This is a genomic window from Pseudomonas sp. LBUM1652, from assembly GCF_059716105.1.
In genome coordinates this window covers 4868291-4885403 of record NZ_CP166804.1, presented here as the reverse complement: position 1 = coordinate 4885403, position 17113 = coordinate 4868291, and the positions used below count along the sequence as shown (strand labels likewise).

General features: G+C 58.7%; 17 protein-coding genes and 1 tRNA gene. 13 read left to right on the top strand and 5 right to left on the bottom strand.

Features of this window, described 5'->3' with window-relative positions; genetic code table 11:
* Window positions 1-53: 53 nt before the first annotated feature.
* The 13 genes from ruvA (at window position 54) to nadA (ending at window position 10224) form a co-directional block, all read left to right on the top strand.
* On the top strand, window positions 54-662 hold the full coding sequence (gene ruvA / locus ACA069_RS22065; protein WP_123467207.1) for a Holliday junction branch migration protein RuvA: 609 nt from the start codon (window positions 54-56) through the stop codon (window positions 660-662).
* Complete coding sequence (gene ruvB / locus ACA069_RS22060) at window positions 663-1724, top strand: Holliday junction branch migration DNA helicase RuvB (protein WP_187679767.1); 1062 nt, start codon at window positions 663-665, stop codon at window positions 1722-1724.
* Window positions 1725-1851: 127 nt separating this feature from the next.
* Entirely contained in the window at window positions 1852-2319 is a 468-nt protein-coding gene (gene ybgC, locus ACA069_RS22055; RefSeq protein WP_123530109.1) for a tol-pal system-associated acyl-CoA thioesterase, read from the top strand.
* Window positions 2309-3004: a protein TolQ gene (gene tolQ, locus ACA069_RS22050; RefSeq protein WP_008080223.1), complete on the top strand. Its 696-nt coding sequence runs from the start codon at window positions 2309-2311 to the stop codon at window positions 3002-3004. Before ybgC ends, tolQ begins: the two co-directional genes overlap by 11 nt.
* 23 nt (window positions 3005-3027) lie before the next feature.
* Window positions 3028-3480, top strand: a complete 453-nt coding sequence (tolR, locus tag ACA069_RS22045) for a protein TolR (RefSeq protein WP_401268701.1) — start codon at window positions 3028-3030, stop codon at window positions 3478-3480.
* Window positions 3480-4562, top strand: a complete 1083-nt coding sequence (tolA, locus tag ACA069_RS22040) for a cell envelope integrity protein TolA (RefSeq protein WP_187679766.1) — start codon at window positions 3480-3482, stop codon at window positions 4560-4562. The genes tolR and tolA overlap by 1 nt, the downstream gene beginning before the upstream one ends.
* Window positions 4563-4579: 17 nt before the next feature.
* A complete protein-coding gene (tolB, locus tag ACA069_RS22035) occupies window positions 4580-5860 on the top strand; it encodes a Tol-Pal system beta propeller repeat protein TolB (RefSeq protein ID WP_187679778.1) in 1281 nt (426 codons plus the stop codon).
* A gap of 52 nt (window positions 5861-5912) precedes the next feature.
* Window positions 5913-6410: a peptidoglycan-associated lipoprotein Pal gene (pal, locus tag ACA069_RS22030; RefSeq protein WP_003178634.1), complete on the top strand. Its 498-nt coding sequence runs from the start codon at window positions 5913-5915 to the stop codon at window positions 6408-6410.
* 6 nt (window positions 6411-6416) lie between these two features.
* Window positions 6417-7250 carry a tol-pal system protein YbgF gene (ybgF, locus tag ACA069_RS22025; RefSeq protein ID WP_187679765.1) on the top strand — a complete coding sequence of 278 codons (834 nt, stop codon included), beginning with the start codon at window positions 6417-6419 and terminating at the stop codon, window positions 7248-7250.
* A 164-nt stretch (window positions 7251-7414) separates the two neighbouring features.
* Window positions 7415-8062 carry a 7-carboxy-7-deazaguanine synthase QueE gene (gene queE / locus ACA069_RS22020; protein WP_008080230.1) on the top strand — a complete coding sequence of 216 codons (648 nt, stop codon included), beginning with the start codon at window positions 7415-7417 and terminating at the stop codon, window positions 8060-8062.
* A gap of 1 nt (window position 8063) precedes the next feature.
* Window positions 8064-8756: a 7-cyano-7-deazaguanine synthase QueC gene (gene queC, locus ACA069_RS22015; protein ID WP_305439430.1), complete on the top strand. Its 693-nt coding sequence runs from the start codon at window positions 8064-8066 to the stop codon at window positions 8754-8756.
* A gap of 62 nt (window positions 8757-8818) precedes the next feature.
* Window positions 8819-8894 (top strand) — tRNA-Lys (locus tag ACA069_RS22010).
* Between the two features lie 271 nt (window positions 8895-9165).
* Window positions 9166-10224 (top strand): quinolinate synthase NadA, encoded by a 1059-nt coding sequence (gene nadA / locus ACA069_RS22005; RefSeq protein WP_016773509.1) that lies wholly within the window; start codon window positions 9166-9168, stop codon window positions 10222-10224.
* 87 nt (window positions 10225-10311) lie between these two features.
* Here nadA and ACA069_RS22000 read toward each other — a convergent pair whose 3' ends face one another.
* The 5 genes from ACA069_RS22000 to gcvP form a co-directional block, all read right to left on the bottom strand.
* Window positions 10312-10800 carry an RDD family protein gene (locus tag ACA069_RS22000; RefSeq protein ID WP_497615208.1) on the bottom strand — a complete coding sequence of 163 codons (489 nt, stop codon included), beginning with the start codon at window positions 10798-10800 and terminating at the stop codon, window positions 10312-10314.
* A gap of 98 nt (window positions 10801-10898) precedes the next feature.
* On the bottom strand, window positions 10899-11111 hold the full coding sequence (locus ACA069_RS21995) for a cold-shock protein (RefSeq protein WP_003227496.1): 213 nt from the start codon (window positions 11109-11111) through the stop codon (window positions 10899-10901).
* A gap of 403 nt (window positions 11112-11514) precedes the next feature.
* The gene (gcvT, locus tag ACA069_RS21990; protein WP_497615207.1) at window positions 11515-12639 is read right to left on the bottom strand and encodes a glycine cleavage system aminomethyltransferase GcvT; all 1125 of its coding nucleotides are present in this window, start codon (window positions 12637-12639) and stop codon (window positions 11515-11517) included.
* Between the two features lie 51 nt (window positions 12640-12690).
* Complete coding sequence (locus tag ACA069_RS21985) at window positions 12691-14067, bottom strand: L-serine ammonia-lyase (protein ID WP_497615206.1); 1377 nt, start codon at window positions 14065-14067, stop codon at window positions 12691-12693.
* Between the two features lie 186 nt (window positions 14068-14253).
* On the bottom strand, window positions 14254-17106 hold the full coding sequence (gene gcvP, locus ACA069_RS21980; RefSeq protein WP_497615205.1) for an aminomethyl-transferring glycine dehydrogenase: 2853 nt from the start codon (window positions 17104-17106) through the stop codon (window positions 14254-14256).
* Window positions 17107-17113 lie beyond the last annotated feature (7 nt).

The following is a 17113-nucleotide window of genomic DNA, read 5'->3' as shown; positions in this document are numbered from 1 at the left end:
CGCCTTCCGTCAGTCGCCAGCCCACGGCTGGCCAACGCTCAAGGATCTGAAACGTGATTGGACGCTTGCGCGGCACCCTGGCTGAGAAACAGCCGCCGCACCTGATTCTGGATGTAAACGGCCTCGGATATGAGCTGGAAGTGCCCATGACCACTCTCTATCGGTTGCCGTCGGTCGGTGAGCCGCTGACCCTGCACACCCATTTGGTCGTACGCGAAGACGCGCAATTGCTCTATGGTTTTGCCGGCAAGCGTGAGCGAGACTTTTTTCGCGAGTTGATTCGTCTCAATGGTGTGGGGCCGAAACTGGCTCTGGCATTGATGTCGAGTCTGGAAGTCGACGAGTTGATCCGCTGCGTGCAATCCCAGGACACCTCGGCCCTGACCAAGGTGCCGGGCGTTGGCAAGAAAACCGCCGAGCGTTTACTGGTCGAACTGAAAGATCGCTTCAAGGCCTGGGAAACCTCGCCGGCCATGTTTGCCCTGGTGCCGAACCAGCCGGACGGCCCGGCGCCGGTCAACACCGCCGAGAACGATGCGGTCAGCGCGCTGATTTCCCTGGGTTACAAGCCGCAGGAAGCGAGCAAGGCGATTTCCGCGATCAAGGACAAGAATTTGAGCAGTGAAGACATGATCCGCCGCGCCCTGAAGGGAATGATTTAAGTGATTGAAGCTGATCGTCTGATCGCCGCTGCGCACAGCCCGCGCGAGCGCGAAGAAGTCCAGGACCGGGCCATTCGCCCGGTCAGTCTGGCCGACTATATCGGCCAGCCGACCGTGCGCGAGCAGATGGAACTGTTCATCCAGGCCGCCCGTGGCCGTAGTGAATCCCTCGACCACACGCTGATCTTCGGCCCGCCTGGGCTGGGTAAAACCACGTTGGCCAATATCATCGCTCAGGAAATGGGTGTATCGATCAAGAGCACCTCGGGGCCGGTCCTCGAGCGTCCGGGTGATCTGGCGGCGTTGCTGACCAATCTTGAGCCGCACGATGTGTTGTTCATCGACGAAATCCATCGTCTGTCGCCGATCGTTGAAGAAGTGCTGTACCCGGCGATGGAAGATTTCCAACTCGACATCATGATCGGCGAAGGGCCGGCAGCGCGTTCGATCAAGCTCGATCTGCCGCCGTTCACGCTGGTCGGCGCGACCACTCGCGCCGGCATGCTGACCAACCCGTTGCGTGACCGCTTCGGTATCGTCCAGCGTCTTGAGTTCTACAGCACGGCTGACCTGTCGACGATTGTCAGTCGTTCGGCGAATATCCTCGGTCTGCCGCTGGATCCGGAAGGTGCCTTTGAAATCGCTCGCCGCGCCCGTGGTACGCCGCGGATCGCCAACCGTCTGCTGCGCCGGGTGCGCGATTTCGCCGAAGTTCGCGCCAAGGGGCACATTACCAAGTCGGTTGCCGATCTAGCGTTGAACCTGCTGGACGTCGACGAACACGGCTTCGATCATCAAGATCGGCGTTTGCTGCTGACCATGATCGAGAAGTTCGATGGCGGCCCGGTGGGGATCGACAGCCTCGCCGCTGCGATCAGCGAAGAGCGCCACACCATTGAAGATGTGCTTGAGCCATACCTGATTCAACAGGGCTACATCATGCGCACACCACGGGGCAGGGTGGTGACGCGGCATGCGTATCTGCATTTCGGTTTAAACATTCCGTCACGAATGGGTGAAATGCCCGTGGCAGACGAGTTTCTCGATGCTGTGGACGATTAATACACATTTGTTGTCGATTTATTCAGGGTTTGTACTGTCTGAGGACGGTACTTTTGCGGTAAAGCCTTTGAACAATGAAAAACAGTTGCCTGGCCGGATTGGCAACCTGAGGAGTAAGCACTAGAGTATGCGCGCGCAAAACGGGCTTGAGCCGTTCGCACATCGTTGTCGCGTTTATTACGAGGACACCGATGCGGGCGGCATCGTGTATTACGTTAATTACCTCAAGTTTATGGAACGGGCTCGAACCGAGCGGCTCCGCGAGCTGGGCTTTGCCCAATCGCAGCTGGCAGGGGAGGATCTGTTGTTTGTCGTGCATTCCAGCGAAGCGCGCTATCACGCGCCGGCGCGACTGGACGACGAGCTGCTGGTAAGCGCTGAAGTAATCGAATTGAACCGTGCCAGCCTGCGCTTTAAACAGCAGGTCAGGCGGGCTACGGATAATGTGCTGCTCTGCGAAGGGCAGTTTTTGGTGGCCTGTGTGCGCACTAACAGTTTGAAACCCCGGGCCCTTCCCGAAGACCTGCGTGCGGCCTTCGCCGACGCGGGCGGCCCGGGTACACACTCAAAGCAGGAGATAAAGCGTGGAAGCTAACGTCGTCGACCATTCCTCCATGTGGAGCCTGGTCAGCAATGCCAGCATCGTGGTGCAGTTGGTAATGTTGACTCTGGTGGCCGCATCGGTGACCTCATGGATCATGATCTTTCAGCGCAGCAACCTGCTGCGTGCCGGTCGACGCGCCCTGGAGAGCTTCGAGGAGCGCTTCTGGTCGGGTATCGATCTGTCCAAGCTGTACCGTCAGGCGGGTAGTAACCCGGATCCGGATTCGGGCGTCGAGCAAATCTTCCGCGCCGGTTTCAAAGAGTTCTCCCGTCTGCGTCAGCAGCCAGGCGTCGATCCTGAGGCGGTGATGGAAGGCGTGGCCCGTGCCATGCGTGTGGCCATCTCCCGCGAAGAAGAGAAGCTGGAGCAGAGCCTGCCGTTCCTCGCCACCGTTGGTTCGGTCAGCCCGTACATCGGCCTGTTCGGTACCGTGTGGGGCATCATGAACTCCTTCCGCGGTCTGGCCAGCGCCCAGCAAGCCACCCTGGCCACCGTGGCCCCGGGTATTGCCGAAGCACTGATCGCCACGGCGATCGGCCTGTTCGCGGCAATTCCTGCAGTAATCGCTTACAACCGTTTTGCAGCTCGCAGCGAAACCCTGCTGGGCCGTTACTACACCTTCGCCGATGAATTCCAGGCGATCCTGCACCGCAAAGTGCACACCAGCGAAGAATAAGCAGGTAATTTCCAATGGCTTTAATCGCTCGAGCTCGCAAAAAGCGCAAGCCGGTCGCCGAGATGAACGTGGTGCCTTACATCGACGTGATGTTGGTGCTGCTGGTCATCTTCATGGTAACCGCGCCGATGCTCAATCAGGGCGTGAAAGTTGATCTGCCCAAGGTTTCCAGCGAAGCCTTGCCGCAGGACAACAACACCCAGGTCCTGACCATTTCGATCAAGGCTGACAAGACCTATTACTGGAACCTTGGCAGCGAAGTCGACACCGAAAAGCAACAGGACAGGGCCATGACCCTGCCGCAGATGACCAGCGCGGTGACAAAAATCATCGCTGCCGGCAACGGTAACGGCAAGCGTACCCAGGTCTTCATTCGTGGCGACAAGACTGTCGATTACGGTTCCGTCATGGGCGCCATGGGCGGGTTGCAGAAAGCCGGGGTCGGGAATGTTGGCTTGATTACCGAGGCCCCCTGATGCAGCCACTGCGAGAGCCGTCTGCCTCGGAAAGCTTCTTCTGGCCTAGTGTCTGGGCGATTGTCTTGCACGTGCTGGTGTTCGGCATGCTGTTCGTCAGTTTCGCTTTTACACCTGAGCTGCCGCCGGCCAAGCCGATTGTCCAGGCGACCTTGTATCAACTGAAATCGAAAAGTCAGGCGACCACCCAGACCAATCAGAAGATTGCGGGTGAGGCGAAGAAATCCGCCGCGCGTCAGACCGAAGTCGAGCAGATGGAACAGAAAAAGGTCGAGCAGGAAGAGATCAAGGCCGCTGCGGAACAAAAGAAAGAAGAAGCGGCTCAAAAAGCCGAGGAAGCCAAGAAGGCCGACGAGTCTAAAAAAGCGGACGAGGCGAAAAAGGCTGATGAAGCCAAAAAAGCCGATGAAGCGAAGAAGACCGCCGAAGCCAAGAAGGCAGAAGAGAAACAATTGGCTGATATAGCCAAGAAGAAATCTGAAGAAGAAGCCAAAAAGGCTGCTGAAGAAGAGGCCAAGAAAGCGGCCGCTGAAGAAGCCAAGAAGAAGATTGTCGAAGACGCGAAGAAGAAAGCCGCCGAAGACGCCAAGAAGAAAGCTGAAGCTGAAGAGGCGAAGAAGAAAATCGCCGACGAAGCGAAGAAGAAAGCTGCTGCCGATGCTGCGAAGAAGAAAGCGCAGGATGCGGCACGTAAATCTACCGAAGACAAAAAGGCTCAGGCCCTGGCAGATTTGCTTTCCGACACGCCACAGCGTCAGCAGGCCTTGGCCGATGAGCAGGGTGACGAAGTCGCGGGCAGTTTCGATGACCTGATTCGTGCGCGAGCAGCAGAAGGCTGGGCTCGCCCACCTTCAGCACGCAAAGGCATGACGGTGGTGCTGCAAATCGGCATGTTGCCGGACGGTACGGTGACTTCGGTCAGCGTGGCCAAATCCAGTGGCGACGGTCCGTTCGATGCTTCGGCAGTCGCAGCGGTCAAGAATATTGGACGTTTGACAGAAATGCAGGGAATGAAGCCGAGCGATTTCGCTCCGTATCGTTCATTCAAGATGACATTCACACCTGAGGATCTAGCCTTGTGAGAAACCTTCTTCGAGGAATGCTGGTCGTGATCTGCTGCATGGCAGGGATCGCGATGGCTGATGAAAAGAACATTCTGGTCACCAGCGGCAGCGATCGGGCTACTCCGATCGCCGTTGTACCTTTCGGCATGCAGGGCGGTGCCGTGCTGCCGGACGACATGGCTGAAATCATTGGTAACGATTTACGCAACTCGGGCTATTACTCGCCGATTCCAAAGCAAAACATGATCAGCCAGCCAAGCCAGCCGAGCGAAATCATCTTCCGTGACTGGAAGGCGGTGGGTGCTCAATACATGATGGTCGGCAGCATCGTTCCAGCGGGCGGTCGCCTGCAGGTGCAGTGGGCGCTGTTCAACGTTGCCACCGAACAGAAAGTGGCTGACGGCAGTGTTTCCGGCACTACCGAGCAATTGCGCGATATGGCGCACTTCATCTCGGACCAGTCGTTCGAAAAACTCACCGGTATTCAAGGTGCGTTTTCGACCCGTCTGTTGTACGTAACGGCTGAACGCTTCTCCGAGAAGAACACCCGTTACACCCTGCAGCGTTCGGACTATGACGGTGCGCGCGCCGTGACTCTGTTGCAATCGCGTGAGCCGATCCTGTCGCCGCGTTTCGCGCCTGATGGCAAGCGCATCGCCTACGTGTCGTTTGAACAGAAGCGTCCGCGGATCTTCATGCAGAACATCGACACCGGTCGCCGTGAGCAAATCACCAACTTCGAAGGCCTGAATGGCGCACCCGCCTGGTCCCCGAATGGCGATCGTCTGGCGTTCGTGCTGTCGAAAGACGGTAACCCGGACATCTACGTGATGAACCTGGCTTCGCGTCAGATCAATCGTGTCACTGCGGGCCCGGGCATCAACACCGAACCTTACTGGGGCAAGGATGGTTCGACCATCTACTTCACCTCGGACCGTGGCGGCAAACCACAGATCTACAAAACCAGCGCCAGTGGCGGCGGTGCGGAGCGAGTGACCTTCATCGGTAACTACAACGCGAACCCGAAACTGTCGGCTGATGAAAAGACTTTGGTGATGATCCATCGTCAGGATGGTTTCACCAATTTCAAGGTGGCGGCCCAGGATTTGCAGCGAGGTAGTGTAAAGATCCTCACTGATAGCACTCTGGACGAGTCACCCACTGTTGCGCCCAACGGCACCATGGTAATCTACGCCACCCGCCAACAGGGCCGGGGAGTCTTGATGCTCGTGTCCATTAATGGACGCGTTAGGCTCCCGCTTCCTACCGCTCAAGGCGAAGTCAGAGAACCGTCCTGGTCCCCTTACCTGAAGTGAGCGGGCGCTACACGTTTTACTTAACACACTGGGGTTCATTAGGAGTTTCACGATGGAAATGCTGAAGTTTGGTAAATTTGCTGCGCTGGCTCTGGCCATGGCTGTAGCTGTAGGTTGCTCGTCCAAAGGCGGCGACAACGCCGGTGAAGGCGCTGTTGATCCAAACGCTGGTTACGGCGCAAACACTGGTGCCGTTGACGGTTCCCTGAGCGAAGAAGCTGCTCTGCGCGCAATCACCACCTTCTACTTCGAATACGACAGCTCGGACCTGAAGCCAGAAGCCATGCGCGCTCTGGACGTTCACGCCAAAGACCTGAAAGCAAACGGCGCTCGCGTTGTTCTGGAAGGCAACACCGACGAACGTGGTACTCGTGAGTACAACATGGCACTGGGCGAGCGTCGTGCGAAAGCCGTTCAACGCTACCTGGTACTGCAAGGTGTTTCCCCAGCTCAGCTGGAACTGGTTTCCTACGGCGAAGAGCGTCCAGTTGCTACCGGCAACGACGAGCAGTCCTGGGCTCAAAACCGTCGCGTCGAACTGCGTAAGTAATTCGATATGCGAACGTGCCGTCGTGCTGTAACTGTTCTGGCTCTCAGCCTCGCGCCGCTTGCGGCGTGGGCTGCGGTTCCTGTGGTCGATGACAACTCCGGTTATAACAATAGCGGGAGTAGTTATCCGCCTGCGGGTTACGGTACGAACGGCGCCTATGCCGGGGGAGCGGCTTCGGCCCCTGCCTCGGCACAAGGCATGCTGTTCAACCAACTGCAACAAATGCAGGATCAGATTTCGCGCCAGCAAGGTGTGATTGAAGAACTGCAGAATCAGGTTGCGCGCATGAAGCAAGAATCCCTGGAGCGATACCAGGATCTTGATCGGCGCATAGGATCCGGTGTTGCACCTGCCGCGACTCCTGAGAATTCTTCTACCGGTGGCGATGCAAGTGCTGCTGCCGGTGCTGCCGCTGGCGCCGGGGCTGCTGCCCAGGCACCTGCTGCGAGTAGCGAACCGGGTGATCCGGCCAAGGAAAAGCTGTATTACGATGCCGCTTTCGACCTGATCAAAGCCAAGGATTTCGACAAGGCCAGCCAGGCTTTCGCCGCTTTCCTGCGCAAATACCCGAACAGCCAATATGCGGGCAACGCCCAGTATTGGTTGGGTGAAGTGAACCTGGCCAAAGGTGATCTGCAAGGTGCAGGTCAAGCTTTTGCTAAGGTTTCGCAGCTGTATCCCAAGCACGCCAAAGTGCCGGACTCGCTGTACAAGCTGGCTGATGTAGAGCGCCGCCTCGGTCATAACGACAAGGTAAAAGGCATTCTGCAGCAGGTTGTTGCCCAATATCCGGGCACTTCTGCCGCTCAGTTGGCCCAACGCGATCTGCAACGCATGTAAGTTGCTTGACCCTTTGGAAGAAACCCGCGCCTGTCGCGGGTTTTTTCGTTAGAATTCACGCCCTTTTTCTGAAACACGCTTCTTGTGGTCTGCGCGTTGGCGGGATTGCCTGAAGTGCCTGACGGAGGCGGACAGCCTGTTTAGCTGTTACGCCCGTGGCGACTATGCAAGACACATTGAGAATCACCGAAGTTTTCTACTCTTTGCAGGGGGAAACGCGGACTGCCGGGCTGCCCACTGTTTTTGTGCGTCTGACCGGTTGCCCTTTGCGTTGCCAATACTGCGACAGTGCCTATGCGTTCAGTGGCGGCACCGTCCGCACCCTCGACGATATCCTCGAGCAAGTAGCGGGATTCCGTCCGCGCTATGTATGCGTCACCGGCGGTGAGCCGCTGGCACAGCCTAATGCCATTCCTTTACTCAAGCAGTTGTGTGATGCCGGTTACGAGGTCTCTCTGGAAACCAGCGGTGCTCTTGACGTTTCCGCTGTCGATCCGCGCGTCAGTCGCGTAGTCGACCTGAAAACACCGGGCTCGAAAGAAGCGCATCGCAACCGTTACGAGAATATCGAACTGCTGACTCCCAACGATCAGGTGAAGTTTGTCATCTGCTCGCGGGAAGACTACGACTGGGCCGTTTCCAAGTTGATCCAGTACGGACTCGACCGACGTGCCGGTGAAGTCCTGTTCTCGCCAAGTCACCACGACTTGAATGCGCGGGATCTGGCAGATTGGGTCGTAGCGGATAACCTGCCGGTACGCCTGCAATTGCAGCTGCATAAATATCTTTGGAATGACGAGCCGGGGCGCTGATATGACTGAGCAACTGAACACCACCGACAAACGCGCAGTCATTTTGCTGTCTGGCGGCCTCGACTCTGCGACTGTCGTAGCCATGGCTCGCGCCGAGGGCTATAGCTGCTACACGATGAGCTTCGATTACGGTCAGCGTTCGCACGCCGAATTGCACGCTGCTGCACGTGTTGCCCGCGACCTAGGTGTGATCGAGCACAAGGTGATCGGTCTGAATCTGAACGGCATGGGCGGTTCGGCCCTGACGGACACCAGCATCGAGATTCCTGAAGAGCTGGGCGAGGGCATCCCGGTGACTTACGTGCCGGCGCGCAATACCGTTTTCCTGTCGCTGGCACTGGGTTGGGCTGAAGTGCTTGGCGCCCGTGACATCTTTATTGGTGTGAATGCGGTGGATTATTCCGGTTATCCGGATTGCCGTCCCGAGTTTATCGAATCCTTCGAGCGCATGGCCAATCTGGCGACCAAGGCGGGGGTTGAAGGCAATGGCTTTCGCATTCAGGCGCCATTGCAGAACCTGAGCAAGGCGCAGATCGTCCAGGCGGGCGTGAAGCTCGGCGTCGATTATGGTCTCACCGTTTCCTGCTATCAGGCCGATGATAATGGCCGTGCATGCGGTAAATGCGACAGCTGCCGCCTGCGTGCGGAAGGCTTTGCGGCGGCCGGCGTGAGCGATCCAACACCTTATTTTTGATTATTTTCAAAAAGGTGTTGAATAGTCCTTAAAAATCAGTATTATACGCGCCACCACACAGCGGGTCGTTAGCTCAGTTGGTAGAGCAGTTGGCTTTTAACCAATTGGTCGTAGGTTCGAATCCCACACGACCCACCATATTTGGCGGTTTAGAAAATCCGGAAGGCCCACGAAAGTGAGGATTTCCGGGTTTTTTTTTGCCTGCGATTCGGGTGCGCGTTCGATCGGTGCTGCCGGCGCTGACACAGGTCAGAATCATCTTTTGTATCAACCGGATATTCTGTAGCCTTGCGCAGCTTCAACGCTGTCCGTGCCTGATAAAACTCACTCTCCCGGCGGTACCCACAAGGGGTCCGGAGCCGGGTGTATACTCGACTTTCGCGCGAAAGCGCCTGCAGGTCTTGCGAACATGACGCAGATTTCCGAACGCCTTCTGGTTCAAGCTCACCTCGACGCGAAACAGCCCAAACCGCTGACCGCCGAGGAAGAGGCTTATTACCGTTCTGCCATCGCCGCCGAGCTCAAGGCTCAGGACGCGGTGCTGGTGGCCCACTTTTATTGCGATCCGGTGATTCAGGCTTTGGCCGAAGAAACCGGCGGCTGTGTCTCCGACTCCCTGGAAATGGCCCGCTTTGGCAACGCTCATCCGGCCAAGACCGTGGTGGTCGCCGGCGTGAAGTTCATGGGTGAGACCGCGAAGATTCTCAATCCGGAAAAACGTGTGCTGATGCCGACCCTGGAAGCGACGTGCTCCTTGGATCTGGGTTGTCCGGTAGACGAGTTCTCGGCGTTCTGCGATCAGCATCCGGAACGCACGGTGGTGGTTTACGCCAACACCTCTGCCGCCGTGAAAGCCCGGGCCGACTGGGTGGTGACGTCGAGTTGCGCGCTGGAGATCGTCGAAAGCCTGATGGACAACGGCGAAACCATCATCTGGGGGCCGGACAAACACCTGGGCACCTACATTCAGCGCAAGACCGGTGCCGACATGCTGCTCTGGGACGGTGCCTGCATCGTCCACGAAGAGTTCAAATCCAAACAGCTCGAGGACATGAAGGCGTTGTACCCGGATGCAGCGATTCTAGTGCACCCGGAGTCGCCGACATCGGTAATCGAACTGGCGGACGCCGTTGGTTCCACCAGCCAATTGATCGCCGCTGCGCAGTCTTTGCCGAACAAGACTCTGATCGTCGCCACGGACCGCGGCATTTTCTACAAGATGCAGCAGCTATGCCCGGACAAGGTCTTCATCGAGGCGCCAACCGCCGGTAACGGCGCTGCGTGCCGCAGTTGCGCACATTGCCCGTGGATGGCCATGAACACCCTTGAGCGCACGCTCAAGAGCTTGAAGGAAGGGACGAACGAGATCTTTGTTGACCCGGCGTTGATTCCGCAGGCGATTCGGCCGTTGAAGCGCATGCTGGATTTCACTCAGGCTGCGCGAATGAAGCTGGCCGGTAACGCTTAAGCGCAAAAGCAAAAGATCGCAGCCTGCGGCAGGTCCTACAGAAATCGTTGTAGGCGCTGCTGCAGGCTGCGATCTTTTTTATGGGCGCTACTTTTGTTTCTTCGGAATCCGCACCACGCGAGTATCGGAATAGATGTCATGCCACGTGCGCTTCTGCTTGTCATAGAGCGACCAGAAGAATCCCAGGCCGACGCACAGCCATGAAGCAATCGATACCATAAACCGCAACAGCGCCTGCCACAGGCTGATCGCCGTGCCGTTGGCGTTCTGCACACGAATGCCCCACACCTGCATGCCCAGCGTCTGACCGCCATGGGTCCAGAATTTGGCGAAGAAGGCAAACAGCACCAGGAGCAATACGGTGGAATACAGCGGATCGCCGTCCAGTTGCCCGGCATCTGTCATCACGCGCAGACGTTCTTCGCCGATGATCGCCGCCTGGATGAGCTTGTAGATGAAGCCGGTCACGATCAGCAGGGCGGTGCACAACAGAAAGTCATAGAACATCGCGGCCAGACGACGGCCAAGGCCAGCGGGAGGAAAGTCGCCTTGGGGCGTGAGCAGGTGTTTCGACATGGCGGCCTCTGGACGCGAAATGAAGCGCCATTTTACGGATTCGCGCGCACAAAAAAGCCCCTGATATCAATATCAGGGGCTTTTTCGTTACAGAAGGATCAAGCTTCTGCTTGTACTTCGTCAGCCTGCATGCCTTTCTGGCCTTGCACAGCAACGAAAGTCACTTTCTGGCCTTCTTTCAGGCTTTTGAAGCCGTTGCCCTGAATGGCGCGGAAATGCACGAACAGATCCGGACCGCTTTCTGGAGTGATAAAACCAAAACCTTTCTCGTCGTTAAACCACTTGACGGTACCGCTCTGACGTGTGGACATTTCTTATTTCCTTTGACGCATAAATTGATGACAGTCTCTTTCTCATGAAAGAGTACTGGGGCTGGTTGCAGGAGAGTAAGAAGACGTCGAACGGGATGTAGCTAACTTGTAGGCTACTGCCCAGGTCACGATTCCAAGCTGACCCATGCAAACACAGTGGATAAACTCTACGCCAACTACGGGAGAAAAAACAAGCCCCGTGAGGGCCCCGGTTTTGTTGCGCTTGCTGGCAGTTAGTCAGTTCACTAGTGCGGCTTGGACGATTAGCTTTTTCAAAAGTTTTCGAACGTTATAAGCAAAGTTCATATTCGAATCAGTTGTTAGAAAATGCACTTTTTTGTGGCGATTGCGTTACACATTAGTGCACGCATAACGCAATCGCGTTACTTATAGAAACAGCCAATCAACCACGATAGTAGCGTTGTGGAACAAATGGCATTTTGCTTACAAGCATTTGCACCTTTTTCCCACGAACGATGGCCCAGACTGGCGTGTCGAGAGTGACATAAGCGCTGTCGAGGTAACCCATCGCCAATGGGCCGCCCAGTGTCGGGCCGAAGCCGCCGCTGCACACGCTGCCGATGATCTCGTCGGCTTCGTTGACGATTTCTGCGCCTTCACGCACCGGCGTGCGTTCCTGCGGCAGCAGGCCGACACGTTTGCGCGCGACGCCGTTCTGTTGTTGAGCGAAAACCTGCTCCGCCCCAGGGAAACCGCCGGCCCGCGCGCCGTCTGCACGGCGCGGCTTGGAAATCGCCCACAGCAGGCTGGCTTCGATTGGCGTGGTCTCGGTGTTCATGTCGTGGCCGTAGAGGCACAGACCGGCTTCCAGACGCAGCGAGTCGCGCGCGCCGAGGCCGATGGCCTGGACTTCCGGTTCGGCCAACAGGGCGCGAGCGAGTTTTTCCGCATCGGCGGCCGGCACCGAGATTTCGAAACCGTCTTCACCGGTGTAGCCAGAACGGCTGACAAAGCAGTCCACGCCCAACAGGTTCACGCGGTTGAACTGCATGAAGGTCATCTTCGCCACGTCAGGAGCAAGGCGCGCCAGCACGGTCACTGCGGCCGGACCTTGCAGGGCGAGCAGGGCGCGCTCTTCGAACAGCGCCGTAATGGTGCACTGATCGCCGATGTGTTTTCGCAAGTGAGCCAGATCCTGATCCTTGCACGCAGCGTTCACTACGAGGAACAGCTCATCGTTACCGAGGTTGGCGACCATCAGGTCATCGAGAATGCCACCGCTCTCGTTGGTGAACATCGCGTAACGCTGCATGCCCACTGGCAGGTCGATGATGTCCACCGGCACCAGGGTTTCCAGGGCTTTGGCGGCGTTGGCGCCGGTCAGACGGATCTGGCCCATGTGCGAAACATCAAACAGTCCGGCTTGCTCACGGGTGTGCTGGTGCTCCTTCATCACGCCGAGTGGGTATTGCACCGGCATGTCGTAGCCGGCGAACGGCACCATGCGGGCGCCGAGTTCGATGTGCAGAGCGTGCAGCGGGGTTTTCGACAGTTGTTCGGTGGACATGCGGAACTCCTTGATTCACACCAACCCTCTCCCGGAGGGAGAAGGGGCTAATTAGCATTCGATAATGTTGACCGCCAGACCGCCGCGGGCGGTCTCTTTGTATTTGCTTTTCATGTCGGCGCCGGTCTGGCGCATGGTGCGGATAACTTTGTCGAGGGAGACGAAATGTTGACCGTCGCCACGCATGGCCATGCGCACCGCGTTTATCGCTTTCACCGAGCCCATGGCATTGCGCTCGATGCACGGCACTTGCACCAACCCGCCAATCGGGTCGCAGGTCAGGCCGAGGTTGTGTTCCATGCCGATTTCCGCCGCGTTCTCGACTTGCTGCACGCTGCCGCCGAGCACTTCGCACAACGCCCCGGCGGCCATTGAACACGCCACACCGACCTCGCCCTGACAGCCGACTTCAGCACCGGAAATCGAAGCGTTTTCCTTGTACAGAATGCCTATGGCGGCGGCGGTCAGCAGAAATCGCACGACGCCGTCATCGGTGGAACCGGGGATAAAACGCATGTAGTAATGCAGCACGGCCGGAATGATCCCGGCCGCGCCGTTGGTTGGCGCGGTGACCACGCGTCCGCCATTGGCGTTTTCTTCGTTGACCGCCAGCGCGTAGAGATTGACCCAGTCGAGCACCGACAGCGGATCACGCAACGCCGACTCCGGGTTCTTGCACAGTTGCCGATGCAGCGCTGCCGCGCGACGTTTGACTTTCAAACCGCCCGGCAAGATGCCTTCGTTACGACAACCAGCAGCCACGCAGTCCTGCATCACTTGCCAGATCTTCAGCAGACCGGCACGGGTTTCCGCTTCCGGGCGCCAGGCGCTTTCGTTGGTCAGCATCACCTGGCTGATCGACAGACCGTAAGTGCTGCAATGCGTGAGCAAGTCCTTGGCGCTTTTGAACGGGAGGGTCAGCGCGGTGGCGTCTTCGACGATGCGGTCGGCACCGGCCGCGTCCTCATCGACAACAAAACCACCGCCGACCGAGTAGTACTCGCGGCTGCGGATCTGAATGCCCGCCGCGTCGAACGCGCGGAAAATCATGCCGTTGGGGTGATAGGCCAGCGGCTTGCGGATCATCGCCAGATGTTCTTTTTCGTTGAACGCGATGCTGTGTTCACCGAGCAGATTCAAGCGGCCGCTGCCGCGAATGTCTTGCAGACGGGCAGCGACGGTTTCGGTGTCGACGGTGTCCGGGTGTTCGCCTTCAAGGCCGAGCAATACGGCTTTGTCGCTGCCGTGCCCCTTGCCGGTGGCCCCCAGCGAGCCGTACAGCTCGACTCGAACGCTGGCGGTGGTGGTCAGCAGGTTTTCACGACGCAAGCCTTCGGCGAAGCGCGCGGCTGCGCGCATCGGGCCGACGGTGTGGGAACTGGAGGGGCCGATGCCAATCTTGAACAGGTCGAACACGCTTAACGACATGAGTGGTTCTCCGGTTTCTTGTTATAGGAATTGGCGCAATATCAGGCTGGTTACATCCCCCTGTAGGAGCTGCCGAAGGCTGCGATCTTTTGATCCTGATCTTTCAACAGCAAGATCAAAAGATCGCAGCCTTCGGCAGCTCCTACAGGTGAAGCGGTAGGGGCGAGTGGTTCGCCCCTTTCCGGTTTAAGCGTAGCTTTCGATCGACGGGCAGGCGCAAACCAGGTTGCGGTCGCCGAACACGTTGTCGACGCGACCGACCGGCGGCCAGTATTTGCCTTCGATCAACGAGGCCACCGGATAAACGGCTTGCTCGCGGCTGTACGGGTGAGTCCACTCGCCAACCAGTTCGGCTGCGGTGTGCGGCGCGTTTTTCAACGGGTTGTCGTCCTTGTCCAAGGTGCCGTTTTCCACTGCGCGGATTTCTTCGCGGATGCGGATCATGGCGTCGCAGAAGCGGTCCAGTTCTTCCCTGGATTCGCTTTCGGTCGGCTCGATCATCAGCGTGCCGGCGACCGGGAACGACATGGTCGGGGCGTGGAAGCCAAAGTCGATCAGGCGCTTGGCGACGTCATCAACGCTGATGCCGCTGCTGTCTTTCAGTGGACGCAGATCGAGGATGCACTCGTGTGCCACCAGACCGTTGCTGCCGGTGTACAGCACTGGGTAGCGTTCTTCCAGGCGACGGGAAATGTAGTTGGCGTTGAGGATCGCCAGTTGCGAAGCGCGCTTCAGACCGGCGCCGCCCATCATCCGAATGTACATCCAGGTGATCGGCAGAATGCTCGCGCTGCCGAACGGTGCCGCGCAGACCGCGCCTTCTTTACGCTCCATGGTGCCGTGACCCGGCAGGAACGGCGTCAGGTGCGACTTGACGCCGATCGGGCCGACGCCCGGGCCGCCACCGCCGTGGGGGATGCAGAAAGTTTTGTGCAGGTTCAGGTGCGAGACGTCGCCACCGAACTTGCCCGGGGCGCAGAGACCGACCATCGCGTTCATGTTGGCGCCATCGATGTAAACCTGGCCGCCGTTGTCATGGATGATCCCGCAGATTTCGCGGATGCCTTCTTCGAACACGCCGTGAGTCGACGGGTAGGTGATCATCAGCGCAGCGAGGTGTTCGCGGTGCTCGATGGCTTTGGCGCGCAGGTCTTCGATGTCGACGTTGCCGCGAGCGTCGCACGCGGTCACGACCACACGCATGCCAGCCATGTTGGCGGTGGCCGGGTTGGTGCCGTGGGCGGACGACGGGATCAGGCAGATGTCGCGACGGTCATCGCCACGGCTCTGGTGATAGGCGCGGATGGCCAGCAGGCCCGCGTATTCACCTTGCGAACCGGCGTTCGGTTGCAGCGAGATCGAGTCGTAACCGGTGGCGGCGCAGAGCATCGCTTCCAGTTCATCGGTCAGTTGCTGATAGCCGGCGCTTTGCGCGGCCGGAGCGAACGGGTGCAGGGCACCGAATTCAGCCCAGGTCACCGGGATCATTTCGCTGGCGGCGTTGAGTTTCATGGTGCACGAACCCAGCGGGATCATGGTGCGATCCAGTGCCAGATCCTTGTCCGCCAGTTTGCGCAGGTAGCGCATCAGCTCGGTTTCCGAGTGATAACGGTTGAACACCGGGTGGCTGAGGATCGGCGACTGACGAACCAGCGCAGCTGGGATGGTGCTCTGCACCGAAGCGGCGAGGGCGGCGAAGTCCGGCAGGGTCTTGCCGTCGGCAAACACGCTCCACAGAGTTTCGATGTCAGCCTGCGTGGTGGTTTCGTCGACCGACAGACCGACACGCTGAGCATCGACGACGCGCAGGTTGATCTGCTGGGCGTGAGCCTTGTCGTGCAGCGCAGCGGTTTGCGCGCCGGTGGCCAGCGTCAGGGTGTCGAAGAAGCTTTCCTGCTCGACGTTCAAGCCCAGCGCGGTCAGGCCCTTGGCCAGAATCGCGGTCAGGTGATGCACGCGGTTGGCGATTTGGGTCAGGCCTTTCGGGCCGTGGTAGACGGCGTACATGCTGGCGATGTTGGCCAGCAGCACTTGCGCGGTGCAGATGTTCGACGTGGCCTTCTCGCGACGGATGTGTTGCTCGCGGGTCTGCATCGCCAGACGCAGGGCCGGCTTGCCGAAACGGTCAACCGACACACCGACCAGACGGCCCGGCATGTCGCGCTTGAACGCATCTTTAGTCGAGAAGTAAGCCGCGTGCGGGCCACCGAAGCCCAGCGGCACACCGAAGCGTTGTGCGCTGCCGATGGCGACGTCCGCGCCGAACTCGCCCGGAGCGGTCAGCAGGGTCAGGGCCAGGAGGTCGGCAGCCACGGCGACCAGAGCGTTGGCCGCGTGGAAGCGTTCGGTCAGTTCGCGGTAGTCGAACACATCGCCGTTGCTCGCCGGGTATTGCAGCAGGGCGCCGAAGAACGGGGTGACGTCGGTCAGTTCACGCTCATCGCCCACAACCACGTCGATGCCCAGCGGCTCGGCACGGGTGCGCAGCACGTCGAGGGTTTGCGGGTGGCTGTGGATCGAGGCGAAGAACTGGTGGCTGCCCTTGTTCTTGCTCAGGCGTTTGCAGAAGGTCATGGCTTCGGCAGCGGCGGTGGCTTCGTCGAGCAAGGATGCGTTGGCGATCGGCAGGCCGGTGAGGTCGCTGATCAGGGTCTGGAAGTTCAGCAGCGCTTCGAGACGGCCCTGGGAGATTTCTGGCTGGTACGGCGTGTAAGCGGTGTACCAGGCCGGGTTTTCCAGGAGGTTGCGCAGGATCGGCGACGGCGTATGGCAGTTGTAATAGCCCTGGCCGATGTAGGTCTTGAACAGTTGGTTCTTGCCAGCGATGGATTTGATCATCGCCAGTGCGTCGGCTTCGCTCAGGCCGTCGTCCATGCCGAGTACGCTGGTGCCCTTGATGCTTTCCGGGATGACGCTGGCGCTCAGGGCTTCGAGTGAGTCGAAGCCGAGGCTGTTGAGCATGGCTTGCTCGTCACCGGCGCGCGGGCCGATGTGACGGGCGATGAATTCGTTGGCGGTGCCGAGATTTACTTGGGTCATGTCGCTA